Source organism: Kitasatospora nipponensis (genome assembly GCF_039528135.1).
Lineage (GTDB): Bacteria > Actinomycetota > Actinomycetes > Streptomycetales > Streptomycetaceae > Kitasatospora > Kitasatospora nipponensis.
Map to the genome: position 1 here is coordinate 1 of NZ_BAAALF010000090.1, position 24,549 is coordinate 24,549.

General features: G+C 73.4%; 14 protein-coding genes. 8 read left to right on the plus strand and 6 right to left on the minus strand.

Going from position 1 to position 24,549, the window contains the following annotated elements; translation table 11 throughout:
* Positions 1–265 precede the first annotated feature (265 nt).
* The 3 genes from glgX (at position 266) to ABD323_RS23205 (ending at position 6,173) form a co-directional block, all read left to right on the plus strand.
* The gene (gene glgX, locus ABD323_RS23195) at positions 266–2,449 is read left to right on the plus strand and encodes a glycogen debranching protein GlgX (RefSeq protein ID WP_344443831.1); all 2,184 of its coding nucleotides are present in this window, start codon (positions 266–268) and stop codon (positions 2,447–2,449) included.
* Between the two features lie 92 nt (positions 2,450–2,541).
* Positions 2,542–4,368, plus strand: coding sequence for an ABC transporter ATP-binding protein (locus tag ABD323_RS23200; protein WP_344443832.1), 1,827 nt, complete (start codon positions 2,542–2,544; stop codon positions 4,366–4,368).
* On the plus strand, positions 4,365–6,173 hold the full coding sequence (locus tag ABD323_RS23205) for an ABC transporter ATP-binding protein (RefSeq protein ID WP_344443833.1): 1,809 nt from the start codon (positions 4,365–4,367) through the stop codon (positions 6,171–6,173). The genes ABD323_RS23200 and ABD323_RS23205 overlap by 4 nt, the downstream gene beginning before the upstream one ends.
* Positions 6,174–6,200: 27 nt before the next feature.
* Here ABD323_RS23205 and ABD323_RS23210 read toward each other — a convergent pair whose 3' ends face one another.
* The 4 genes from ABD323_RS23210 to glgP form a co-directional block, all read right to left on the minus strand.
* Positions 6,201–6,803 carry a hypothetical protein gene (locus ABD323_RS23210; RefSeq protein ID WP_344443834.1) on the minus strand — a complete coding sequence of 201 codons (603 nt, stop codon included), beginning with the start codon at positions 6,801–6,803 and terminating at the stop codon, positions 6,201–6,203.
* 46 nt (positions 6,804–6,849) lie between these two features.
* Complete coding sequence (locus ABD323_RS23215) at positions 6,850–9,138, minus strand: hypothetical protein (RefSeq protein ID WP_344443835.1); 2,289 nt, start codon at positions 9,136–9,138, stop codon at positions 6,850–6,852.
* Between the two features lie 12 nt (positions 9,139–9,150).
* Positions 9,151–9,579 (minus strand): WXG100 family type VII secretion target, encoded by a 429-nt coding sequence (locus ABD323_RS23220; protein WP_344443836.1) that lies wholly within the window; start codon positions 9,577–9,579, stop codon positions 9,151–9,153.
* A gap of 186 nt (positions 9,580–9,765) precedes the next feature.
* A complete protein-coding gene (gene glgP, locus ABD323_RS23225) occupies positions 9,766–12,603 on the minus strand; it encodes an alpha-glucan family phosphorylase (protein WP_344443837.1) in 2,838 nt (945 codons plus the stop codon).
* A 957-nt stretch (positions 12,604–13,560) separates the two neighbouring features.
* Here glgP and ABD323_RS23230 point away from each other — a divergent pair.
* The 5 genes from ABD323_RS23230 to ABD323_RS23250 all read left to right on the plus strand — a co-directional run bounded on the left by ABD323_RS23230 (position 13,561) and on the right by ABD323_RS23250 (position 22,161).
* The gene (locus ABD323_RS23230) at positions 13,561–15,486 is read left to right on the plus strand and encodes an alpha-1,4-glucan--maltose-1-phosphate maltosyltransferase (RefSeq protein ID WP_344443849.1); all 1,926 of its coding nucleotides are present in this window, start codon (positions 13,561–13,563) and stop codon (positions 15,484–15,486) included.
* The gene (treS, locus tag ABD323_RS23235; protein WP_344443838.1) at positions 15,483–17,186 is read left to right on the plus strand and encodes a maltose alpha-D-glucosyltransferase; all 1,704 of its coding nucleotides are present in this window, start codon (positions 15,483–15,485) and stop codon (positions 17,184–17,186) included. Before ABD323_RS23230 ends, treS begins: the two co-directional genes overlap by 4 nt.
* A gap of 244 nt (positions 17,187–17,430) precedes the next feature.
* The gene (locus ABD323_RS23240; protein ID WP_344443839.1) at positions 17,431–18,960 is read left to right on the plus strand and encodes a maltokinase N-terminal cap-like domain-containing protein; all 1,530 of its coding nucleotides are present in this window, start codon (positions 17,431–17,433) and stop codon (positions 18,958–18,960) included.
* Positions 18,957–21,458, plus strand: coding sequence for a 1,4-alpha-glucan branching enzyme (gene glgB / locus ABD323_RS23245; RefSeq protein WP_425556125.1), 2,502 nt, complete (start codon positions 18,957–18,959; stop codon positions 21,456–21,458). Before ABD323_RS23240 ends, glgB begins: the two co-directional genes overlap by 4 nt.
* A gap of 67 nt (positions 21,459–21,525) precedes the next feature.
* Positions 21,526–22,161 carry a DUF1707 SHOCT-like domain-containing protein gene (locus ABD323_RS23250; RefSeq protein WP_344443841.1) on the plus strand — a complete coding sequence of 212 codons (636 nt, stop codon included), beginning with the start codon at positions 21,526–21,528 and terminating at the stop codon, positions 22,159–22,161.
* Positions 22,162–22,209: 48 nt separating this feature from the next.
* Here the strand turns inward: ABD323_RS23250 and ABD323_RS23255 are convergent, their stop codons facing one another.
* Positions 22,210–22,956: a TetR/AcrR family transcriptional regulator gene (locus ABD323_RS23255; protein ID WP_344443842.1), complete on the minus strand. Its 747-nt coding sequence runs from the start codon at positions 22,954–22,956 to the stop codon at positions 22,210–22,212.
* Between the two features lie 67 nt (positions 22,957–23,023).
* Entirely contained in the window at positions 23,024–24,544 is a 1,521-nt protein-coding gene (locus ABD323_RS23260) for an MFS transporter (protein WP_344443843.1), read from the minus strand.
* Positions 24,545–24,549 lie beyond the last annotated feature (5 nt).

The following is a 24,549-nucleotide window of genomic DNA, read 5'->3' on the forward strand; positions in this document are numbered from 1 at the left end:
GTCCAAACTGAGCGCCAGCGCCGGCAGCAGCAGGGCAGCGCCGGCCGCCGGCCGCAGCCCCCCGCGCAGCCGGGCGGCGCCCCCGGCGCAGCGCCGTGCCCGACGCCGACCCCGTCCTGAGGCGTGCATCCCGGGCCTCCCGCGTACCGCGCCGATCCAGTCCCACGTTCAACGATCGGATTCCGCCTGGGACACGAGGGAACGATTCCACTCAGCGGACACGCGCCCGTAACGATGCGGGCGACGGCACACGGAGGATGCGGGCATGACGACATGGCAGGCACTGGAGAGCGGCCCCGGCCACCCCCCGGCCCGGGCCGCCGGCCATCTGCCGCCCGCCACCCCCTGGCCGGGCAGCTGGCAACCGCTGGGAGCCCGCTACCGGCACGACGCGCAGGGCAGCCACGGCACCAACTTCGCGCTCTGGGCGGCCGGCGCCGAGGCCGTCGAGCTCTGCCTCTTCGACGAGGACGGCACCGAGACCCGGCACATGCTGACCGAGCAGACCTTCCAGACCTGGCACGGCTACCTGCCCGGCGTCGGCCCCGGCAGCCGCTACGGCTACCGGGTGCACGGCCGCTGGGACCCGTGGACCGGCGCCCGCTGGAACCCGGCCAAGCTGCTGCTCGACCCCTACGCGCGGGCGGTGGACGGCACCTTCACCGGCCATCCGGCCTGCTCCGGCTCGGTGCGCGACTGGCCCGAGGCGGACGTCGCCGACACCGTGCGCGACAACCGCGACTCCGCGCCGTACACCGCCCGCTCGGTGGTGGTGCACGACGACGACGACTGGTCGGACGACCGCCGTCCCAAGACCCCGTGGGCCGAGACCGTCCTCTACGAGCTGCACGTGCGCGGCTTCACCATGCGCCACCCCGGCATCCCGGCGGAACTGCGCGGCAGTTACGCGGGGCTGGCCCACCCGGCCGCCCTGGAGTACCTGACCGGTCTGGGCGTCACCGCCGTCGAGCTGCTGCCGGTCCACCAGTTCGCCAGCGAGGACCACCTGCACCGCCGGGGCCTGAGCAACTACTGGGGCTACAACTCGATCGGCTACTTCGCCCCGCACGCCGGCTACTCCTCCTCCGGCACCCGCGGCCAGCAGGTCGGCGAGTTCAAGCGGATGGTGCGCGCGCTGCACCGGGCCGGCATCGAGGTGATCCTCGACGTGGTCTACAACCACACCGCCGAGGGCGGCGAGCTGGGCCCCACCCTGTCGATGCGCGGCATCGACAACGCCGGCTACTACCGGCTGGGCCGCGGCAACCGCGGCTACGCCGACTACACCGGCTGCGGCAACACCCTGGACACCCGCCGCCCGCAGACGGTACGGCTGATCACCGACTCGCTGCGCTACTGGGCCACCGAGATGGGCGTGGACGGCTTCCGGTTCGACCTGGCCGCCGCGCTGGCCCGCGGCAGCGACGGCGTCGACATGGAGCACCCGTTCCTGTCCGCGCTCGCCCAGGACCCCTACCTCAGCCGGGTCAAGCTGATCGCCGAGCCGTGGGACGTCGGTCACGGCGGCTACCAGGTCGGCAACTTCCCACCGCTGTGGGCCGAGTGGAACGACAAGTTCCGTGACACCGTCCGCGACTTCTGGCGCGGGGCGCGCCCCGACGTGCGCGAGCTGGGCTACCGGCTCTCCGGCTCCTCCGACCTCTACCAGCGCGGCGGGCGCCGCCCGTACGCCTCCGTCAACTACGTCACCGCGCACGACGGGTTCACCCTGCGCGACCTGGTCTCCTACAACGGCAAGCACAACGACGCCAACGGCGAGGACGGCCGCGACGGCACCGACGACAACCGCGCGTGGAACTGCGGCGCCGAGGGCGAGAGCCGCGATCCGGCGGTGCTGGAGCTCAGAGGCCGCCAGCTGCGCAACCTGATGGCCACCCTGCTGCTGGCCTCCGGCGTGCCGATGATCACCGCCGGCGACGAGCTGGGCCGCACCCAGGGCGGCAACAACAACGCGTACTGCCAGGACAACGAGACCAGCTGGCTGGACTGGTCCCTGCTGGAGCAGCCGCGCTGGCGCGCGCTGCACGACCTGACGGCCGAACTGGTCCGGCTGCGCCGCGCCCACCCGGTGCTGCGCCAGCGGGCGTTCTTCTCGGGGCGGGCGGCGGTGCCGGGGGGCCTGCGCGACCTGGTCTGGTACACCCCACGCGGCAGCGAGATGACCGAGGCCGACTGGTTCGCCCCCACCGCCGTGCTCGGCATGCTGCTGAGCGGCGACGCGATGTCCGAGCGCGACCAGCACGGCTGCGCGCTGCACGACGACAGTTTCCTGCTGCTGCTCAACGCCTCCGCCGAACCGGTCGAGTTCGTGCTGCCGCCCGGCGGTCCCTACCAGGTGGTGCTGGACACCGCCGAGCAGGCCGCCGGCGCGCTGGCCGCCCGTTCGCTGCGGCTGCTGCGCCTGGTGCGGCCCGCCGGACAGCGGTGACGACCCCCCGGTGGCCGGTTCTCGGTGCCACCGGATGTCAGGGGTGAAAAACCGGATGAGAAATGTCAGTGCCAGCGCCTACGCTCGCGAGGATGGCCGAGAACGATGCTCCCCCGCCGCAGCCGCCCACCCCCGAACCCACCAGGTCGACGGTGCGCTCGCTGCTCCGCCTGTGGACCTACGCCCGCCCGATCCGGTGGTACATGACCGCGGCGATCATCGCCGCCCTGCTCGCCTCCGGCGCGGTGCTGGTGGTCCCGCTGGTGCTCGGCCGCATCGTGGACGGCCCGATCGGCCACCACGACAGCGCCGCGCTCTGGCCGCTGGTCGGCCTGCTCCTCCTGCTCGGCCTGGCCGAGGCCGGCCTCTTCGGCCTGCGCCGGGTGCTGGTCGCCCGCCCGCTGGCGCGGGTCGAGGCCGCCATGCGCCGCGACCTCTACGCCAAGCTGCAGCGCCTGCCGGTGGCCTTCCACGACCGCTGGCCGTCGGGACAGCTACTCTCCCGGGCCACCTCGGACATGTACACCCTGCGGCTCTTCCTGGCCTTCCCGCTGGTCTTCCTGATCGTCAACTCCCTGATGTTCCTCGGCGGTTCGGTGCTGATGCTGGCACTGGACTGGCGGCTGGGGCTGATCACCCTGGTGCCGGCGATCCCGCTGGTGCTGATCTGCACCCGCTTCGAGACCGGCTACTCGGCCGCCGCCCGCACCGCCCAGGACCAGAACGGCGACCTGGCCACCGTGCTGGAGGAGTCGGTGCTCGGCATCCGGATCCTCAAGTCCTTCGGCCGCCAGCGCACCATGGCCCGGCACTTCCGCGAGCAGGCGGACCTGCTGCGCACCACCGAGATCCGCAAGTCCTTCATGCTCGCCGACCTCTGGGCGGTGATCGTGGGCCTGCCCGAGCTGGCGCTCGGCGCGGCGCTGGCCACCGGCGCGGTCCTGGTCGCCCACGACGAGCTCAGCGTGGGAACCCTGGTCGCCTTCCTGTCCACCGCGCTGGCGCTGCGCTGGCCGGTGGAGTCGCTGGGCTGGCTGCTGGCCTACAGCAACGAGGCGAGCACCGCGGCCGACCGCTTCTTCGACGTGATGGACACCCCCGAGGAGCCCGAGCCCACCGCCGCCGCGCACCGCACCGACGGTGACGGCATCCGGCTGCGCGACGTGCGCTTCCGCTACCCCGACGCCCCCGCCGACAGCCCCGACCTGCTGCGCGGGATCGACCTGCACATCCGGCGCGGCGAGACGATGGCGCTGGTCGGTGCCACCGGCAGCGGCAAGACCACGCTGACCGCGCTGCTGCCGCGGCTCTACGACACCACCGGCGGCACCATCACGCTGGGCGGCCAGGACATCGCGCGGCTCCCGCTGAGCAGGCTGCGCGAACTGGTCGCGGTCGCCTTCGAGGACCCCACCCTGTTCTCCGCCACCGTGCGGGAGAACGTGCTGATGGGAGCCCCCGAGGCCGGCCCGGCGGCGCTGGAGCGCGCGCTGGCCACCGCGCAGGCCGGCTTCGTCCACCAGCTGCCGCAGGGCCTGGACACGGAGGTCGGCGAGCAGGGCCAGAGCCTGTCCGGCGGTCAGCGCCAACGCCTGGCGCTGGCCCGGGCGGTGGTGGGCGACCCCGAGTTCCTGGTGCTGGACGACCCGCTCTCGGCCCTGGACGTGCACACCGAGGCGCTGGTCGAACAGGCCCTGCGCGAGGTCCTGGCGGGCACCACCGCCCTGGTGGTGGCGCACCGCCCGAGCACCGTGCTGCTCGCCGACCGGGTCGCGGTGCTCGCCGAGGGCCGGATCCTGGCCGTCGGCACCCACCAGGAGCTGCTGGACGGCTGCCCGGCGTACCGCGAGCTGATGTCCGGTGAGAGCGGCCTGGACGACCTGGAGAAGAACGTGCTGGAACGGAGCTCGGCCCGATGACCACCGTGCTGGAGGAGTCCCCGGCCCCGGTGGACGTGGAGGAGATCCCCGTCCCGCCCGGCGCCCCCGCCGCGCTGCTGCGCTCGCTGATCGGCCCGCACCGGCGCCGGGTGGTCGTCGCGATGCTGATGATCACCGTGCAGCAGGCCGCGCTGCAGGCCGGCCCGCTGCTGGTCGCCCTCGCCATCGACCGCGGCATCCCGGCGCTGCGCCACCACGACGGCGGCCCGCTGATCGCGGTGATCGCGGCCTACCTGGGCTGCGCGGCGCTGAGCACCGTCCTGCAGCGCGCCTTCATCCGGCTCACCGGCCTGCTCAACCAGGACATCCTGCTGGAGCTGCGCACCCGGATCTTCCGGCACGCCCAGCGCCTGGGCCTGGACTTCCACGAGCGCTACACCTCGGGCCGGATCATCTCCCGGGCCACCAGCGACGTCGACACCCTGCGCGAGCTGCTCAACGAGGGCCTGCAGGAACTGCTCGCGGTGGGCCTGTCGGTCTGCTACATCGCGGTCATCCTGGTGGTGATGGACTGGCGGCTGGGTCTGCTCGCGCTCGCCTCCGCCCTGCCGATGGCCCTGCTGGTGCGGATGTTCCGCCGGCGCAGCAGCCGGGTCTACCGCCGCTCGCGCACCGCGGTCGCCTCGGTGATCGTGCGCTTCACCGAGACCATGAACGGCATCCGCCCGGTGCAGGCCTTCCGCCGCGAGCGGGCCAACCTGACCGCCTTCGAGGAGGTCAACCACCAGTACGCCCGGGCCAACGCGGACGGCCTGCTGGAGATGGCCCGCTACGTGGCCTTCTCCCGGGCCACCGCCAACCTGTGGATCACCGGCGTGGTGCTGGTCGGCGCCTACCTGGTGACCGACGGCAGCCTGGAGCTCGGCGTGCTGACCGGCTTCGTGCTCTACCTGCGCCGGCTCTACGACCCGATCGACCAGCTGGCGATGTTCCTGAACAGCTACCAGTCGGCGGGCGCGGCCCTGGAGAAGATCTCCGGCCTGCTCGCCCACGAGCCCTCGGTCGCCGAGCCCACCGCCCCGCTCCCGCTGCCGGCCACCACCGCCACCGGGCGCGAGGTCTCCTTCGAGTCGGTCCGCTTCGCCTACCGCACCGGCAAGGAGGTGCTGCCCACCTTCTCGCTGCTGCTGCCCGCCGGCAGCACCACCGCCGTGGTCGGCGCGACCGGCGCGGGCAAGTCCACGCTGGCCAAGCTGCTCGCCCGCTTCTACGACCCCACCGAGGGCCGGGTCCTGCTGGACGGGGTGGACCTGCGCGACCTGGCCGGCCCCGACCTGCGGCGCGGCGTGGTGATGGTGACCCAGGAGTCCTTCCTCTTCTCCGGCACGGTCGCCGAGAACATCGCGGTGGGCCGCCCCGACGCCACCCGCGCCGAGATCGAGCAGGCGGCCCGGGAGATCGGCGCCCACGGCTTCATCAGCGCCCTGCCCGACGGCTACGACACCGACGTGCGCAAGCGCGGCGGGCGGATCTCGGCCGGCCAGCGCCAGCTGGTCGCCTTCGCCCGCGCCCTGCTGGCCGACCCGGCGGTCCTCATCCTGGACGAGGCCACCTCCTCCCTGGACGTCCCCGGCGAGCAGGCCGTCCAGCGCGCCATGCGCACCGTCCTGGCCGGCCGCACCGCGGTGATCATCGCCCACCGCCTCTCCACCGTGGAGATCGCCGACCGCGTCCTGGTCATGGACGCCGGCCACATCGTCGAGGACGGCACCCCCGCCGACCTCATCACCGCCACCGGCCGCTTCGCCGACCTCCACACCGCCTGGCGCGACAGCCTGGTCTGAGCCCTCGGCCCGTCGACCGACCGCCCCTCACAGCTGAGGCGGCCGGTCGACGAGCCGGGGGGAGTTGGCGCAGGGCATCTGCCGGGCCACGCCCTTGGCCAGCTTCAAGGTGATCCCGACCAGCGCTTGGCGCACCTCGCCGATCGGGGCCGCCGAAAGGGCCGGGTTCGTGGCCGCCCGGATGGCGAAACCCGGATCTGCGGTCTCTCGCTTGCTGGCGACCTGACGGTAGTCGCAGGTGAGGTAGAGGTACACGCCCACCGGGCCGTCACCGCTGCTGATCCAGCCCCGGCCGTCGGCACCGAAATCCACCGACGTCGCCGGGCGCCCCCCGAATGCCTCCACTTCACTCGCGTCGGGTGACGAAACGATGCGAACATCCAGCATCGCCTTCCTGCCGTCGTTCCAGACCAGGAAGCACTCCCGGTTGGGATTGTCGCCCGGGTACGGGCCACTGATCGTGTAGTCGGTACGCAAGGTCGCCGTGCCGTCCCGGCCCGCCAACACCCTGTAGTCATCCGGCCCCAACGTTCCCCAACACGCGCTCTGCGGGAGCCGCACCGACTGCTGCCACGGCTTCCACCACACGGCGGTCACCGCGGCCCCGGCCAGCAGCACGCCGACCAGCACCCACACCCATGTGCGCGGCGTGGGCTTGCGGCCCCTTCTCGGCCCGTCAGCCACCTGTTCCGCCAATGTCCTTGACCCCCTTCATGACTCCGCCGCTCCCGTAGGCGAAGCCCTCGCCGCCACCGGCCACCACCGCGTTCGACAGGTCCGTCACATACGTCGTGCTGAGCCCCGTACCCATACCCGCTGCCTGTACGGCGTTCCGCGCGGCGGCTTGGCCGCCGTCACCCGTCATCACTCCGGTGGCGGCGTCGGAGGTCGCGCCCGAGGTATCGGTCCGGTAGGCGGCGCCGACGTTGTCGATGATCTTGTCCACGACGAAGTTCACCGGCGTGGCGGCCGCCGCCACCGGCCCCGCGCCCATGGCCTTGCCGTCGGCGAACTCGAAGCCCTTCTTCGCCCAGCCGATGTTCCGCTCGACCCCCGCGTTGTAGGCGGCGTCGCTCGCCTGCTGGTTGGCGACGAGCTCCTGGGCCTTGGCGTGACACACGATCCCCTGCACGATGCCGCCCCGGTACGCCACCGCGTTGAGACTCACGGAGAGCTCCGGATGCTCACTCCCGTGCATCATCATGTCCTGCAACTGAGCCGTGGTGTACGCCTGCTGGGCCTGGGCGATGCTGCCGTACGCGTCCGGGTCACGCCCCAGGGTGTCGAGCAGCCGGAAGGTGTCGGACTTGTCCAGGTGGGCGAGCTCCCCGTTGGTCGGCATCGGCGACATCGCCCCGCCCACCGCGCTCTGCACGTCCCCCATGTACCCCGCCGTCATGTTCCCCAGGCTCGCGTTCAGGTTCGCGAAGGGTGCCCCGTCGCCGTGCAGCAGGTCCGGGCCGTCGGCGTGGCCGAACCTGGTGACCACGTCCGCCATCACCGCGCTCATCGCCTCGGTGTGCGGCGGCAGGGGGGCGTCGGGGGTGTCGTAGGGGACGCCGAGGGTGGCCGCTTGCAGGGCGTGGCCCAGGGCGGTGGTCTCGGCGCCGAACGGGAGTCCGGTGCTGGGGCGTTGGGTGAGGGAGGAGTCGCGGTCCAGCAGGATCGAGTCGGTGCCGCGGTCCAGCACGCCCGGCCCGGTGTTGGTCAGCAGGTCGAGGTAGTTGATCGGCGGGTCGGCCGGGCCGCGGGCGGTGCCGTCCGGGGCGTAGGACGTCGCCGGGTCGTGGAAGTAGTGGGTGGCCGCGTCCGGACTGTGGCCGAGTCCCTCCAGCACGCCCGCCATCGGGTTGAAGCCGGTGCCGTCCGCCGTCAGGAACTGGAGGTCCGTGAACGGGTAGGCGTGCTGGGCGACCACCGCGTCCCACATCATCGGGTCCGCCCGGCTGAGTTGGGTGACGTGCTCGGCGACCGGGTCCAGGAAGTGCGGGTCGTAGCTGCCGGTCCGCAGGACGGAGGCGAGCACCTGGTACCCGTACGGCTGCCCGGCCACCGGCTGGCCCGGGTACATCGGCAGGTGCGCGGCGCCGGCGGCGCGCAGCTGTACCTCCCAACTGTCCGAGAGATGCGGCTGGTTGCCCGTGGAGGTGGCGGTGGCCAGGGCCAGGCCGAGGTTCGCCCGCAGGTCCTGCGTCGCCGCCGAACGGCCCGGGCTGTTCGCGAAGTCGGCGCTCTGCGCCAACAGGGCGTAGTTGCTGAGGAATCCGCCGGGGCCGAGCCTGCCGTAGAAGGCGGTGGCGAAGCGCGGGTCGCCGTGGTGCTCCTGCAACAGCCGGTCCAGCTGGGCCACCTGATCGTCGGTGGCCTTGCCGCCCAGGCCCAGCAGTTGCGCGGCCTGCTGGGCCTGGGCCTCGGCGATGCCGCCGACCGGGGCGGCGTTGAAGCCGCCGGTGCCCGCTCCGGTGTCGCCGGCCAGCGCGGACGCGGCGGCGGCGTCCGCCTCGCTCGCCTGGTCCAGCACGGCGGTGATCCGCCGCTGGATCTCCTGCGCCCGGTGCCGGCACGCCGCCTCGTAGCCGGGGTCCTGCCGATCGGCCTCGCTCGCGGCGGCCGGCCACCGGATGCCGCCGTCCTCGTCCACGGTCAGCTTCTGCCGGGTCGCGTCGTCGATCACCGCCCGCAGCGCCTGCTGGGCGGCGCTGAACTGCGTGTGGGCGTCGCGCAGCGCCCGGGCCAGCGCGCTCGCCTCGTCGAAGGCGAGGTCGACCTGGTTGCGGGTGTCGGTGAGCACGCCGGCCGCCGCGTCGGCGGCGGGGCCGCTCCAGCCGGAGCCCTGCAGCGGCCCGATCACCTGGCTGTTCATCGCCGTCGCGAGGTCCCAGCCGCGCACCAGTTGCTCGAAGTCGGCCGCGACGGCGTCCAGTGCGGCGAGGTCGACGCAGTGGAGCTGCTCGAAGGTCACCATGTCCGCCGCCCCTCAGATCGACCGGAAGCGGGACTGGTTGTGCTGCTCGCCGTTCGCGTAGCCGTCGGCGTTGGCCTTGAGGTTCTGGCCGATCCGGGCCATCGCCCCGCCGAGCGAGCGGGCCTGCTGGCTCCAGACGCTCCACGCGGTGTTCAGGGCCGTGCTGGTGTCCCAGCCGATCAGCGCGGTGACCGCCGCCGTGACGTTCTGCCAGGGCCGGCCGCACTCGGTGGTCACGGTCTGCTCCAGCGCGCCGGCCTGCCCGGCGACCTGGGCCAGCACGGCCGGCTGGACGGAGAGGACCGCGCCGCCCCCGACCAGGGCGACCGGCGCCGGCGCGGCCGCCAGGTCCGGGAACTGCTGCTTCGCCTGCTCCGTCAGGTTCCCCGACGCGTCGAAGAGCCACGGATTCATCGCACGTTCGAATTCCAGGTCCGTCATCGATCCCCCCGGATCGGCCGACCGCGCTCCCCCGAACGCCGTCGGCTCACAGTAGCCCGGTGATCACCTTCGGCGATCACCCGCTTGCGCTCGAACAGTGCTCCGAAATCCCCGGCGTTAAACAAGAAGGTGCTCAGGAAGTCAGCCCACCCGACTTCCTGAGCACCCGTCAGGGACGTTCGGCGCCTACCGCAGGACCCCCGCGTCCATGCCCGCCGCCTCGGCGGGCAGGGCCACCAGGCCCAGCTCGGCCGGGGAGGCCAGCAGGGGGTGGGCGGGCAGTACGCGGACGGTGTAGCCGAAGGGGCCGGTCCGGCTCAGTTCCAGGGTCCCCTCGTAGCGCTGGCAGCCGTTCAGGTCCGGTCCGCCGGCGGGCTTGAGGCTCTGCACCTCGGCCTCCCGGATCCGGTCGCGCTCGTCCACCGTGCCCGACACCACCTGGACCTCGACGTCGCTCGCGGCCAGGTTGCCGAGCGCGACCTGGACCCGCAGCGCCAGCGACGCGCCCAGCTCGGCCGCCTCGGCGGGGGCCGCCTCCAGGGGGGCGGCCGCGTCCACGTGCTCGACCCGCACCGAGGGCCAGGCCTCCCGGACCGCCGCCTTCCAGCGGGCCAGCTCCCGGGCGCCGTCCCCGGCCAGCCCGCGGCGGGCCTGCGCGGCCGGGGCGTAGAGGCGCTCGACGTACTCGCGCACCATCCGGCCGGCCAGCACCTTGGGACCCAGGGTGACCAGGGTGTGCCGGACCATGCCGATCCAGCCGTGCGGCAGGCCGTCCGCGCCCCGGTCGTAGAAGCGGGCCGCGACCTGGTGCTCGATCAGGTCGTAGAGCGCGGCGGCCTCGATCTCGTCGCGCTGGTCCTCGTCGAACCCGGGACCGTCGGCCGTCGGGATCGCCCAGCCGTTGCGGCCGTCGTACCACTCGTCCCACCAGCCGTCGAGCACGGACAGGTTGAGGCAGCCGTTCAGGGCCGCCTTCATCCCCGAGGTGCCGCAGGCCTCCAGCGGGCGCAGCGGGTTGTTCAGCCAGACGTCGCACCCGGGGTAGAGGTGCTTGGCCATCGCCATGTCGTAGTCCGGCAGGAAGACGATCCGGTGGCGGATCGCCGGGTCGTCGGCGAAGGCCACCAGCTGCTGGATCAGGCGCTTGCCGCCGTCGTCGGCCGGGTGGGCCTTGCCGGCCACCACGATCTGCACCGGCCGGGTGGGGTGCAGCAGCAGGGTGCGCAGCCGGGCCTGGTCGCGCAGCATCAGGGTGAGCCGCTTGTAGGAGGGCACCCGGCGGGCGAAGCCGATGGTCAGGACGTCGGGGTCGAGCACCCCGGAGGTCCAGCCGAGCTCGGCGTCGCCGGCGCCGCGCTGGCGCCAGGAGGCGCGCACCCGGCGGCGGGCCTCCTCGACCAGCTGGGCCCGCAGCTCGCGGCGGACCTCCCAGATCTCCGCGTCGCCGATCTGCTCGACGCCGTTCCAGCGCAGCGCGCCGCCGACCGCCATGGCGGTCTCGGCCCGTTCGGCGCCGATCTCGGCGGCGCCGAGGCGGACCACCGCGGGGTCGATCCAGGTGGGGGCGTGCACGCCGTTGGTGATCGAGGTGATCGGCACCTCGGCGGCGTCGAAGCCCGGCCAGAGCGCGCTGAACATCGAGCGGCTGACCTCGCCGTGCAGGGTGCTCACGCCGTTGGCCCGCTGGGCCAGGCGCAGTCCCATCGCGGCCATGTTGAAGAGCTTGGGGTCGCCGCCCGGCCAGGTCTCCACGCCGAGCGCGAGCACCTGGTCGACCGGGACGCCCGCCAGCGCCGCGTCGCCGCTGAAGTGCCGGGCCACCAGCTCGCGGTCGAAGCGGTCGATGCCGGCCGGTACCGGGGTGTGCGTGGTGAACAGGGTGCCCGCCCGCACCTCCTCCAGCGCGGCCGCGAAGTCGGGCCGCGGATCCGGGGCGGACGGGCCGGAGGGACCCGATGCGGACCGGCCGGATTCCGACCGGTCGGATTCGGACAGCCCGGCCCCGCGCGCGTCGGCGCCGCGCGCCCCCGCGTCGCCACCGTGCGCCGATGCGCCGCCCCCGGGCGCCAGGGCCCCGCCGTCGGCTTCCGACAGCGGGGCGGCCGGCGGACACTCGCCGCCGACCAGCTCCCGGATCCGTTCCAGGCCGAGGAAGCCGGCGTGTCCCTCGTTGGTGTGGAAGACCTCGGGCTCGGGGTGCCCGCTGAGCCGGCAGAAGGTCCGCACCGCGCGGACCCCGCCGATGCCCAGCAGCATCTCCTGCAGCAGCCGGTGCTCGCTGCCGCCGCCGTAGAGGCGGTCGGTGACGTCCCGTTCGGCGGCGCTGTTGGCGTCGATGTCGGAGTCCAGCAACAGCAGCGGGACCCGCCCGACCTGGGCCTTCCAGATCTGGGCGGCCAGCGTGCGGCCGGCCGGCAGGGCCAGCTCCACCCGGCTGGGCAGGCCGTCCGGCTCGCGCAGCAGGCTCACCGCGAGCTCGTCGGGGTCCAGCAGCGGGTAGCGCTCCTGCTGCCAGCCGTCGCGGGTGAGCGACTGGCGGAAGTAGCCGTGGCGGTAGAAGAGCCCGACCCCGATCAGCGGCACGCCCAGGTCGCTGGCGGCCTTCAGGTGGTCGCCGGCCAGGATGCCCAGGCCGCCGGAGTACTGCGGCAGCGCGGCGGCGATGCCGTACTCGGGCGAGAAGTACGCGACGGCGGCGGGCAGCGCGGCGGCGCCGGCCGGCGCCTGCGCGGACTGGTACCAGCGCGGCGCGGCCAGGTAGTCGTGCAGGTCGTCGGTCAGGTCACCGAGCCTGCGCAGGAAGCGGCGGTCGACGGCGAGCGCGGCCAGCCGGGCGGCCGGCACCTCGCCGAGCAGCCGGACCGGGTCCTCGCCGACGGCTTCCCAGACGCCGGGATCGACCGAGCGGAACAGCTCCCGGGTCTCCGGGTGCCAGGACCAGCGCAGGTTGAGCGCGAGTTCGTGCAGCGGCTGGAGTTGTCCGGGCAGGACGGTGCGGACGGTGAATCTGCGGATGGCCTTCACGGCCCGAAGCGTAGACCGCGACCCCCGGGTGATGGGGCGTCAACTCTCGTAAGGCAGAGCCATTCGGGCGACGGATGAGGTCGCGCCAGGCGCAGTGCGGATCAAGGGGGGCGCACGCGGCGCGCGAGCGCCAGCAGGCGCACGCCCGGCACATGGAGTACCCGCTCCTTCGCGGCAGCTGATGGCCGGTCTGCTCCCCCTCACCACCGGGAACCGGGCCCCAACCGAGTGGTAAGAGCTACGAACAGTGCGAGGATGGGCACAGGCCGTTGTTGCAGCGGGTGCGGCATGGGTGGCGAACCCCGTGCGATGCGGCCGGTCCTCCGCGCTCAGAACCTTCCCCGATCCTCTGTTAGCCCACTCGGCCCACGCACCGTCCTCCTGCGTGTGTCACCGCGTGTCCTCAAACCTGCCCCGGTCGTTTCCGGGGTGGGTCGGATCGCCCTTAGGGCGTGCCGCGAGGCCGCGCGCCGGGACGTGCGCCGTCTTGCAGTTCCGGACCGCCGTGGGCGCCGGATTCGGCCGGTCTCCCGGGCACGGCGGTCCAGGCAGGCTCCGGTCGCTCGTCAGTCCCCCCACCCAGTAGTCCCCCCGGTACTCCCCGGTGCTCGCACCCCCGCGGGAGCTGCCGCCGATCTCGGGCAGGAGTTTGGCATGCACGGCGACACACGGGATCAGTCCGCACTGGTGACCGAGGGGTTGGAGCCACCCACCGTGCCGGCGCCGCTCACGGCCTTAACGGGGAGCACCACCGTGCGCGCCCCCCGAACGGCCCAAGCACCGGTGGGGAACTCCACGAAGTCCACCGCCACGGCGAAGTCCACGGCGCCCGCCAAGAAGTCGACGGCCCCCGCCAAGCGCGCGGGCACCGCCGGCAAGCCCCTGACCACCGCCAAGCCCCCCGGCACCCCGCGCCGCGCCGCCGCACCGCGCCGGACGACGAAAGTGAGCGACCCGATGATCGGCCGGATCCCGGTTCTGGATGTCAGTCCGGCGGTCGACGGCGGGCGGTGGCCGGCGAAGGCCGTGGTGGGCGAGGCGTTCACGGTCAGCGCCACGGTCTTCCGCGAGGGCCACGACGCGGTGAACGCCAACGTGGTGCTGCGCGACCCGCGCGGGCGGGCCGGCGGGTGGACGCCGATGCGCGAGCTCGCGCCGGGCACCGACCGCTGGGGCGCGCAGGTCACCGCGACCGCCACCGGCCGCTGGACCTACACCGTCGAGGCGTGGAGCGACCCGCTGGCCACCTGGCGCCACCGCGCCACCGTCAAGGTCCCCGCCGGCGTCGACGTCGAGCTGACCCTGGAGGAGGGCGCGGTCCTGCTGGAGCGCGCCGCCCCCGGCGTGCCACGCAAGGACGGCCGGCCGCTGCTGCTGGCCGCCGCCCGCACGCTGCGCGACACCACGCTGGCCCCGCTCACCCGGCTGGCCACCGCGCTGGCCGAGCCCGTCACGCACGCCCTGGCCCTGCACCCGCTGCGCGAGCACGTCACCGCCGCCGAGCCGCTCCCGCTGCGGGTGGAACGGCCGCGCGCGCTGTACGGCTCCTGGTACGAGTTCTTCCCCCGCTCCGAGGGCGCCACCCTCGACCCGCCGCGCTCGGGCACCCTGCGCACCGCCGCCGAGCGGCTGCCGGCCGTCGCAGCGATGGGCTTCGACGTCCTCTACCTGCCCCCCATCCACCCGATCGGGCGAGCCTGGCGCAAGGGACCCAACAACACCCTCACCGCCGGGCCCGAGGACGTCGGCTCACCGTGGGCGATCGGCTCGCCCGAGGGCGGCCACGACACCGTCCACCCCGACCTGGGCACCCTGGAGGACTTCGACGACTTCGTCGCCCGCGCCCGGGAGCTGGGCCTGGAGATCGCCCTGGACTTCGCCCTGCAGGCCTCCCCCGACCACCCCTGGCTCAACAAGCACCCCCAGTGGTTCACCCACCGGCTCGACGGCACCATCGCGCACGCCGAGAACCCGCCCAAGAAGTACCAGGACATCCACCCCATCGACTTCGACCAGGACTTCGACGGGCTGGTCGAGGAGACCCTGCGCCTGCTGCGGCACTGGGTCGACCACGGCGTGCGGATCTTCCGGGTGGACAACCCGCACACCAAGCCCGTGCACTTCTGGGAGAAGGTGATCGCGGGCCTGGGCCGCACCGACCCGGACGTCATCTTCCTCGCCGAGGCGTTCACCCGGCCCGCGATGATGCACACCCTGGCCAAGGTGGGCTTCCAGCAGTCCTACACCTACTTCACCTGGCGCACCAGCAAGGCCGAACTCACCGACTACCTCACCGAACTCAGCGGTGAGGCCGGCGCCTACATGCGCCCCAACCTCTTCCCCACCACGCCCGACATCCTCCCGCACCACCTGCAGCACGCCCCGCCGGCGGCCTTCGCGCTGCGCGCCGTGCTGGCCGCCACGCTCTCCCCCAGCTACGGCATCTACGCCGGCTACGAGCTGTGCGAGAACACCCCGGCGGGCCCCGACAGCGAGGAGTTCGCGGACTCCGAGAAGTACCAGCTGCGCCCGCGCGACTGGGACCGCGCCGACACCCTCGCCCCGCTGCTCACCACCCTCAACGAGGTCCGCCGCGCGCACCCGGCCCTGCAGCACCTGCGCAACCTCGACTTCCTGCCCACCGACAACGACCAGGTCATCGCCTACCGCAAGCGGACCGGCGACGACCAGGTCGTCACGGTGGTCAACCTCGATCCGCACCACCCGCAGGAAGCCACCGTCACCCTCCCCGACGACGGCCCGCACGAGTTCCACGACCACCTCACCGGCGACCACTACACGTGGCACCGCCACAACTACGTCCGGCTCGACCCCTCGATCGCGCCGGCCCACCTCCTCACGGTTCGGAGGATTTCCCTGTGATTGTGAACGAGCCCGTCCACGACACCTTCGCGGACACCGAGAAGAAGGACCTGGACCCCGAGTGGTTCAAGCGTGCGGTCTTCTACGAGGTCCTGGTGCGGTCCTTCCAGGACAGCAACGGCGACGGTGTGGGCGACCTCAAGGGGCTGACCTCGAAGCTCGACTACCTGCAGTGGCTCGGGGTCGACTGCCTCTGGCTCCCGCCGTTCTTCGCCTCCCCGCTGCGCGACGGCGGGTACGACGTGGCCGACTACAAATCGGTGCTGCCTGAGTTCGGCGACCTGGCCGACTTCGTGGAGTTCGTGGACGCCGCCCACAAGCGGGGCATGCGGGTGATCATCGACTTCGTGATGAACCACACCAGCGACCAGCACCCGTGGTTCCAGGCCTCGCGCAACGACCCCGACGGCCCCTACGGCGACTTCTACATGTGGGCGGACGACGACAAGCAGTACCCGGACGCGCGGATCATCTTCGTCGACACCGAGACCTCCAACTGGACCTACGACCCGGTCCGCAAGCAGTACTTCTGGCACCGCTTCTTCTCCCACCAGCCGGACCTGAACTACGACAACCCCCGGGTCCAGGAGGAGATGGTCGCGGGGCTGCGGTTCTGGCTGGACCTGGGCATCGACGGCTTCCGGCTCGACGCGGTGCCCTACCTCTTCGCGCGCGAGGGCACCAACTGCGAGAACCTCCCCGAGACGCACGAGTTCCTGGCCCGGGTCCGCAAGGAGATCGACGCCGACTACCCGGACACCGTGCTGCTCGCCGAGGCCAACCAGTGGCCCGAGGACGTGGTCGACTACTTCGGCGACTTCACCTCCGGCGGCGACGAGTGCCACATGGCCTTCCACTTCCCGGTGATGCCGCGGATCTTCATGGCCGTGCGCCGGGAGAGCCGCTACCCGGTCTCGGAGATCCTCGCCAAGACGCCGACCATCCCGTACGGCTGCCAGTGGGGCATCTTCCTGCGCAACCACGACGAGCTGACCCTGGAGATGGTCACCGACGAGGAGCGCGACTACATGTACGCGGAGTACGCGAAGGACCCGCGGATGCGGGCCAACGTGGGCATCCGCCGCCGGCTCGCCCCGCTGCTGGACAACGACCGCAACCAGATCGAGCTCTTCACCGCGCTGCTGCTCTCGCTGCCCGGCTCGCCGGTCCTCTACTACGGGGACGAGATCGGGATGGGCGACAACATCTGGCTGGGGGATCGCGACGGCGTGCGCACCCCGATGCAGTGGACGCCCGACCGCAACGCGGGTTTCTCCTCCGCCGACCCGGGCAGGCTCAGTCTGCCGCCCATCATGGACCCGGTGTACGGCTATCAGGTGACCAACGTCGAGGCGCAGCAGAGCAGTTCGTCCTCGCTGCTGCACTGGACGCGGCGCATGATCGAGATCCGCAAGCTCAACCCGGCCTTCGGACTGGGCAGTTACACGGAACTTCCCTCCAGCAACCCGGCCGTGCTCGCCTTCGTGCGCGAGCACGAGGGCGACCTGGTGATGTGCGTGAACAACTTCTCGCGCTTCCCGCAGCCCACCGAGCTGGACCTGCGGCAGTACGGCGGGCGCTACCCGGTCGAGTTGATCGGCGGGGTGCGTTTCCCGTCGATCGGAGAGTGGCCGTACCTGCTCACCCTCGCCGGCCACGGCTTCTACTGGTTCCAGCTGCGCAAGCCCGGCGCGCAGTAACGATCCACCAGCTCCGTCCGCACGGGCCCGGCTCGCTGGTCGCCGGGGGTGCGCGCGGGGTCTCGCGCCCCCGGCGAGCCCCCGCGCCACCACGTACGGAGAACAGCCCAACGTGTACCCACCCGCACGCGTGACACCCGAGTGTCCCTCGCGTGCCGCCGCAGCAGCGCCGCCGAAATCCGGAAGACTGGCGGGCCCGGCCAGACCTGTCGGGCCGTCAGCCCGTCTCCGGGGAAAGGGAGTCATGTCGGAAATCTCCCGTTCTCAAGCCCACGCCCACCGCGACGCGGGGACCGCGCCACGCGGTCCGGGCGGACCGGGCGGACCGCACGGGGCCGCTGGACGCGGCACCGGGGCGCACACCCCGAGCGCCCATGGCAGCAGACCGCGCAGCGGTTCGCTGGCGGTCGGAGAACTGGTCCAGGCCGCCCTGCCACTGATCGCCGACTGGCTGCCGAGCCAGCGCTGGTACGCCGGGAAGGGGCAGGCGATCACCGGCCTGTCCCCGCTCACCGCGACCCCGCTGCTGACCGGCGACCCGGCGATGCTGCACCTGCTGCTGCGCGTGGAGCACGGCGGCGGCGCGGACATCTACCAGCTCCTGCTGGGCCTGCGCACCGCGGCGCCGCCCGGGCTGCTGCCGGAGGCGGTGCTGGGGCGCCTGACCCACGGGCCGTACGACGGCGCCGCGCTGTACGACGCGGTGCACGACCCGGAGCTGACCGGCCGGCTGCTGGGCCACCTGGCCACCGCCGACCGGTTCGGGCTGCTCTCGTTCCGCCGCACCCCGGGCCCCGGGCTGCCCAGCGACCTGCCCGGGCGGGCGGGCACCGCCGAGCAGAGCAACACCTCCGTCATCTTCGGCACCTCCTTCATCCTCAAGCTCTTCCGCCGGATCAGCCCCGGCACCAACCCGGACCTGGAGCTCTCGCTGGCCCTGTCCAGGGCCGGCAGTACCCGCATCCCCCGGGTGGCGGCCTGGTTCGAGAGCCGGATGGAGGGCGCCGAGCCGGCCACCCTGGGCCTGCTGCAGCGGTTCCTGCCGGACGCCGAGGACGGCTGGGAACTGGCGCTGGACCAGGTGGCCCGGCTCAAGGGCGACCCCTCGCCGGGCAACTTCGCGGTCGAGGCGCACCGGCTGGGACGGGCCACCGCCGAGGTGCACCGGGTGCTGGCCCGCGCGCTGCCGGTCGCCCGCCTGGACCGCGAGCAGACCGGGCAGCTGGCCACCGGCATGGCCGAGCGCCTCGACGTGGCGGCGGCGGCCGTCCCGGCGCTGCGCCGCTACCGGCCCGCCCTGCACGCCGCCTTCCGGCAGCTGACGGCCGACCACCTGACCGGCCTGACCGTCCAGCGGATCCACGGCGACCTGCACCTGGGGCAGGCCATGCGCACCCCGCACGGCTGGGTGCTGCTGGACTTCGAGGGCGAGCCGGCCAAGACGGTGGCCGAGCGCCGGCTGCCGCAGCCGGCGCTGCGCGACGTCGCGGCGATGCTGCGCTCCTTCGACTACGCGGCGGCCCACCTGCTGGCCGGCGCCGAACCCGATCCGCAGCTCGCCCACCTGGCGGCGAGCTGGGCGGCCCGCAATCGGACGGCGTACTGCGCGGGCTACACGGCGGCGGGCGGCACCGACCCGGCCAGCAGTCCCGAGCTGCTGCGGGCCCTGGAGATCGACAAGGCCGTGTACGAGGTGGTCTACGAGGCGCGGCACCGCCCGGGCTGGCTGCCGATCCCGCTGACCGCGATCCACCGGCTGGCCACCGCGCCCTGACCGCGCCCGACCGCGCCCCGATACCGCCCGCCCGCCCGACCGCCACCACCGCCCCGCCGCCGCACCCGCCCGCACGCACCGCATCCGCCAGGAGGACCCCGCCGTGGCCCCGCTCGACCGTCCCACCCCGCCCGTGCCCGCGACCTTCCTGCCGAGCGGCGGTCCCCGGCCGCGCGTGCGGGCCGCCCGGCCGGACGTCCCCGAGCCGGGCGGCGGCGCGGGGGCCGCCGCCCGCGCCGCCGCCGGTCCCGCTCGACTCGCCCGCCGCCCTGGACGCCACCCACGCCACCGCCGTCCCCACGGCGGTCCTGCGGCTCGCGGAGGCGCCGCTGTCCCCGGCCGAGATCGACCGGCTGGTCGGCGGCGCGCACCACGACCCGCACGCGCTGCTCGGCGCCCATCCGACCACCGGCGGCACCGCGATCCGGGTGCTGCGCCCACTGGCGGAGCGGGTGACCATCGAGACGGCCTACGGGCCGGCCGAGCTGACCCACCAGCAGGGCGGCCTGTTCACCGGCCTGCTGCCGGGCTCGGCCATCCCGGCCTACCGGCTGCGGGTGGCCTACCCCGGCTGCGAGCCGCTGCTGCAGGACGACGGCTACCGGCTGCCGCCGACCCTGGGCGAGCTCGACCTGCACCTGATCCGCGAGGGCCGCCACGAGCAGCTCTGGCAGGCGCTGGGCTCCCACCCGCGCACGGTGGAGGGCGTCGAGGGCACCGCCTTCGCCGTCTGGGCGCCCAACGCGGTCGGTGTGCGGCTGGTGGGCGACTTCAACCACTGGGACGGCACCGGCCACCCGATGCGCTCGCTGGGCTCCAGCGGCGTCTGGGAGCTCTTCGTCCCGCAGCTGGGCGAGGGCACCCTCTACAAGTACGAGATCCTGGCCCGCGACGGCCGGCGCCGCCAGAAGGCCGACCCGCTGGCCCGCGCCGCCCAGTGCCCGCCGGGGACCGCCTCGCTGGTCACCCTCTCGCGCCACCGGTGGACCGACCAGGACTGGATGGACCGGCGCACCCGCACCCACCACCACCGCGCCCCGATGTCCGTCTACGAGCTGCACCTCGCCTCCTGGCGCCCGGGCCTGGGCTACCGCGAGCTGGCCGCCGAACTGCCCGACTACCTGAACGGACTGGGCTTCACCCACGTCGAGTTCATGCCCGTGATGGAGCACCCCTTCGGCGGCTCCTGGGGCTACCAGGTCTCCGGCTTCTACGCCCCCACCGCCCGCCTCGGCACCCCCGACGACTTCCGCCACCTGGTCGACGCGCTGCACCGGGCGGGCATCGGCGTCATCGTCGACTGGGTGCCCGCGCACTTCCCCAAGGACGACTTCGCGCTGGCCCGCTTCGACGGCGAGCCGCTCTACGAACCGGCCGACCCCCGCCGCGCCGAGCACCCCGACTGGGGCACCCTGGAGTTCGACTACGGCCGCACCGAGGTGCGCAACTTCCTGGTGGCCAACGCGGTCTACTGGTGCGAGGAGTTCCACATCGACGGGCTGCGGGTGGACGCCGTCGCCTCCATGCTCTACCTCGACTACTCGCGCGAGGGCGGCGACTGGACGCCCAACCGGTTCGGCGGGCGCGAGAACCTGGACGCCGCCGCCTTCCTGCAGGAGATGAACGCCACCGTCTACCGGCGCTGCCCCGGCGTGGTCACCATCGCCGAGGAGTCCACCGCCTGGGAGGGCGTCACCCGCCCCACCGACAGCGGCGGACTGGGCTTCGGCCTGAAGTGGAACATGGGCTGGATGCACGACTCCCTGGTCTACATGTCCAAGGAGCCGGTGCACCGCAAGTACCACCACAACGAGATCACCTTCTCGATGGTCTACGCCTACTCCGAGAACTACGTGCTGCCGATCTCGCACGACGAGGTGGTGCACGGCAAGCAGGCCCTGGTGGCCAAGATGCCCGGCGACTGGTGGCAGCAGCGGGCCAACCAGCGCGCCTACCTGGGCTTCATGTGGGCCCACCCGGGCAAGCAACTCCTCTTCATGGGACAGGAGTTCGCCCAAGGTGCCGAGTGGGACCACGAGGTGGGCCCGCAGTGGTGGGTGCTCGACGACAACTGGCCGGCCGCCGACGAGCACCGCGGCGTGCAGCGGCTGGTCGGCGACCTGAACCGCCTCTACCGGGCCGCGCCCGCGCTCTGGGAGCAGGACACCACGCCCGACGGCTTCCGCTGGCTGGACGGCGGCGCCGCGGAGGACAACCTGCTGAGCTTCGTGCGCTTCGCGGCCGACGGCAGCCCGCTGGTCGCCGTCTGCAACTTCGCACCGGTGGTGCGGCACGGCTACCGGGTCGGGCTGCCCACCCTGGGCACCACCGACCAGCTCTGGAGCGAGGTCCTGAACACCGACGCCGAGCGCTACGGCGGCAGCGGTATCGCCAACGCCGGGCTGGTCAAGGCCGAGAGCGTCGACTGGAACGGCCAGCCGCGCAGCGCCGAGCTCGTCATCCCGCCGCTGGCGACCCTCTGGCTGCGGCCGGCCTGAGCCCCCCGTCGCCGACCGCCCCACCACCCCGGGCCCCAACGGGCCCGGGCGTACTACAGTGCAGGGCATGTCTGGGGAACTGGTGCCTGAGCGCAGTGGCCTGCGCGCCTCTCATGAGGACCGCGACGAGATCGTGGAGCAGCTGACGGTGGCGGCCGGCGACGGCCGGCTGAGCTCGGACGAGCTCGACGAGCGACTGGAGGGCGCGCTCGCGGCGCGCACCTACGGGGAGTTGGCGAAGCTGGTGGCGGACCTGCCGGTCGCCGCCCCGGGTTCGGCCTCGTCCAACCGCCCGGCCCTCGCCAAGGACCTGGTGAAGCTGGAGACCCGCAGCGGCAGCATCCGGCGGGTCGGCCCCTGGGTGGTGCCGCGCCGCATGGAGCTCGCCGTCCGCAGCGGGCACGTGCTGCTCGACTTCACCCAGGCCGTGGTCACCACGCCGGTGATGGAGGTCGACGTCCAGGTGCGCAGCGGACACCTGCTCCTGGTCGTGCCGCCCGGCGTGGTGGTCGACGTGGACGGGGTCAGCGTGCGGAGCGGGCACGTCCAGCACCGGGTCCGGCAGGCGCCGGACGAGCCGGCGGTGCCGGTGCGGCTGCAGGTCGTCCTCACCGGCCAGGTGACCAGCGGTCACGTGCTGGTGCGCGGTCCGCGGCGCGGCTTCTGGGCCGGCCTGCTGCGCCGCTCGGCCCGCCGGGCCTGACCGGGCCCGACCGGCACCGACGCCGCTGTCACCGTCACCGACCCACCGTCACCGCCGCCCGGCGCTGACGGTGGCGTCGATGCCGGCCAGCGCGAGGTCCAGCCCCTGCTCGAACTGCCGGTCCCGGGCCGCGGCCACACCGCCCTCCAGCATCGGGTGGACCAGGTCGGCGTTCTCCACGAAGCGGGGGTCGGCCTGTTCGGCGACCCCGTACACGTGGCGGTGGAAGGCGTCCTCCTCCAGCCCCGAGGCCCGCGCCCGCAGCGACCACTGCGCCTCCACCAGCGCGAAGCCGTAGGTGTAGGAGAAGACCAGCCCCAACGCGCCGCCGAGCCACTCACCGTCCAGGCCGCTGTGGACGGCGGCGCTGACCGCACTGGTCGAGAAGAGCAGCGCGTTGGGGCCGATCGCCAGGAACTGGCCGGCCAACTGGGCGGCCCACGGGTGCTGTTGGAAGCAGTGGCGGTAGAGGTGCGCCAGCTCGCGCAGGTGCCGGCGCCAGTCGCCGTGCTCCTCGAACGGCGGGATCGCCAGCTCGCCGAGCGCCTCGTCCAGGGCGAGTTCGAGCAGTTCGTCCTTGGTGTCGACGTACCAGTAGACCGACATCGGGGTGACCGCGAGCTCGCCGGCCAGCTTGCGCATGGAGAAGGCGGCCACCCCCTCGGCGTCCAGCAGGGCCACGGCCGCGCGCACGATCCGCTCACGGCTCAGGCCGGCGGGCGCGCTGCCGCGCCGGCGCTCCTTGCGCGGGGCCACCCAGATGCTGGCTGCCGGGTCGCGGGGCTTGTCGGCCATGCTCGTCCTTCGGGTTCTCGCTGCCCGGCCGCAGGTGAACGGCCGTGCAGCGATCGTAGGGCCGGGCTCACCCGGAGGTGGTGAGCGCCTCGGTCGGCTGCGCACCGGCCGGCACCGGCTGCTGCGCGGCGGCCCGCCTCAGCAGCCAGGCGGCCACCAGGCCGCCGAGCAGCACGGCCAGCGCACCGATCAGCTGGCTGCCGGTCAGGCTGTCACCGAAGGCCGAGCGGACCTGGTGCGCGGCCGCGGGCCCGGCCGCCTCCAGCGCCTCGGGCAGCGAGCGGGCGGCCGAGGCGGGCAGGCCCGCCGGCAGCGCCGTCGCGAAGGAGGCGGTGAGCAGCGCGCCGAGCACCGCGACGCCCAGCGAGTTGCCCAGTTCGCTGAGCGTGCCCATCAGGCCCGAGCCGATGCCGGCCTTCTCCGGCGGGATCGAGGCCATCACCGAACTGGCCATCGCGGGCTGCGCGCAGGCCACCCCGGCGCCCATCAGCACCAGGCCGAGCAGGACGCCCGGGTAGGAACCGCCGTGGCCGAAGACGGCGATCGCGGCGAGGCCGGCGGCCAGCAGGCTCAGCCCGGCCCCGACGGCGACGGGCGCGCTGAGCCGCGCGGTCAGGCGCATGCCGGCGCCGGTGAGGTTGAGCGCGACCACGGTCAGCGCCATCGGAGCGGTGCGCAGGCCCGCCGCCAGCGGGTCGTAGCCGAGCACGAACTGCAGGTGCACGGTGAGCAGGAAGAGCGAGCCGCCCAGCCCGAAGCTGACCAGCACCCCGCCCGAGACCGCGCCGCGGAAGCGCGCGTTGCGGAAGAACGCCAGGTCCAGCAGCGGGTGTTCGATCCGGCGCTCGCAGAGCACGAAGGCCAGCAGGAAGAGCAGCCCCAGACCGCCGGCCAGCAGGGTGGAGGGCGCGGTCCAGCCCGCGCCGGGGCCCTGGATGATCGCGTAGACCACCCCCACCAGGCCGGCGGTGGACAGCGCGGCGCCGAGCAGGTCGGGCCGGTCCCCGCGCGGGTCCTTGGACTCGGGCACCAGCCGGGCGACCGCGACCAGGCCCACCGCCGCCACCGGCAGGTTCACCAGGAAGACCGCGCCCCACCAGAAGTGGGCCAGCAGCAGCCCGCCGACGACCGGCCCGAGCGCGAACCCGAGCGAGGAGACCGCGCTCCAGACGGTGATCGCCCGGGGCTGCTCGTCGGGGGTGAAGGTGCGCACCACCAGGGCGAGGCTGGTGGCCAGCAGCAGGCTGCCGCCCACCCCCATGCCGGCCCGCGCGGCGATCAGCTGCCCCGGGTCGGTGGCCAGCGACGCCCCCAGCGAGCCGATCCCGAACAGGGCCAGGCCCAGCAGCTGGACCTTCTTGCGCCCGTACCGGTCCGCGAGCCCGCCGGCGGCGATCAGCAGGCCCGCCTGGGCCAGGGAGTAGGCGCCGATGACCCACTGGGTCTGCGCGGTGTCGGCGCCGAGCTCCCTGGTCAGCGAGGGGATGGCGACGTTGAGGATGGTGTTGTCCAGCACCACGACCAGCTGGACGAGGCAGATGACGGCCAGGATCACCCAGCGGTCGGGCCGGCGATCAGGTTGGGACATTCCCG

Excerpts from the sequence above, each read along its gene's own strand:
- ABD323_RS23250 (WP_344443841.1), top strand. The coding sequence starts at position 21,526 with ATGTCTGGGGAACTGGTGCCTGAGCGCAGTGGCCTGCGCGCCTCTCAT.
- ABD323_RS23240 (WP_344443839.1), top strand. The coding sequence starts at position 17,431 with ATGTCGGAAATCTCCCGTTCTCAAGCCCACGCCCACCGCGACGCGGGG.
- ABD323_RS23205 (WP_344443833.1), top strand. The coding sequence starts at position 4,365 with ATGACCACCGTGCTGGAGGAGTCCCCGGCCCCGGTGGACGTGGAGGAG.
- ABD323_RS23255 (WP_344443842.1), bottom strand. The coding sequence starts at position 22,956 with ATGGCCGACAAGCCCCGCGACCCGGCAGCCAGCATCTGGGTGGCCCCG.
- ABD323_RS23220 (WP_344443836.1), bottom strand. The coding sequence starts at position 9,579 with ATGACGGACCTGGAATTCGAACGTGCGATGAATCCGTGGCTCTTCGAC.
- glgX (WP_344443831.1), top strand. The coding sequence starts at position 266 with ATGACGACATGGCAGGCACTGGAGAGCGGCCCCGGCCACCCCCCGGCC.
- ABD323_RS23230 (WP_344443849.1), top strand. The coding sequence starts at position 13,561 with ATGATCGGCCGGATCCCGGTTCTGGATGTCAGTCCGGCGGTCGACGGC.
- ABD323_RS23260 (WP_344443843.1), bottom strand. The coding sequence starts at position 24,544 with ATGTCCCAACCTGATCGCCGGCCCGACCGCTGGGTGATCCTGGCCGTC.
- ABD323_RS23200 (WP_344443832.1), top strand. The coding sequence starts at position 2,542 with ATGGCCGAGAACGATGCTCCCCCGCCGCAGCCGCCCACCCCCGAACCC.
- ABD323_RS23215 (WP_344443835.1), bottom strand. The coding sequence starts at position 9,138 with ATGGTGACCTTCGAGCAGCTCCACTGCGTCGACCTCGCCGCACTGGAC.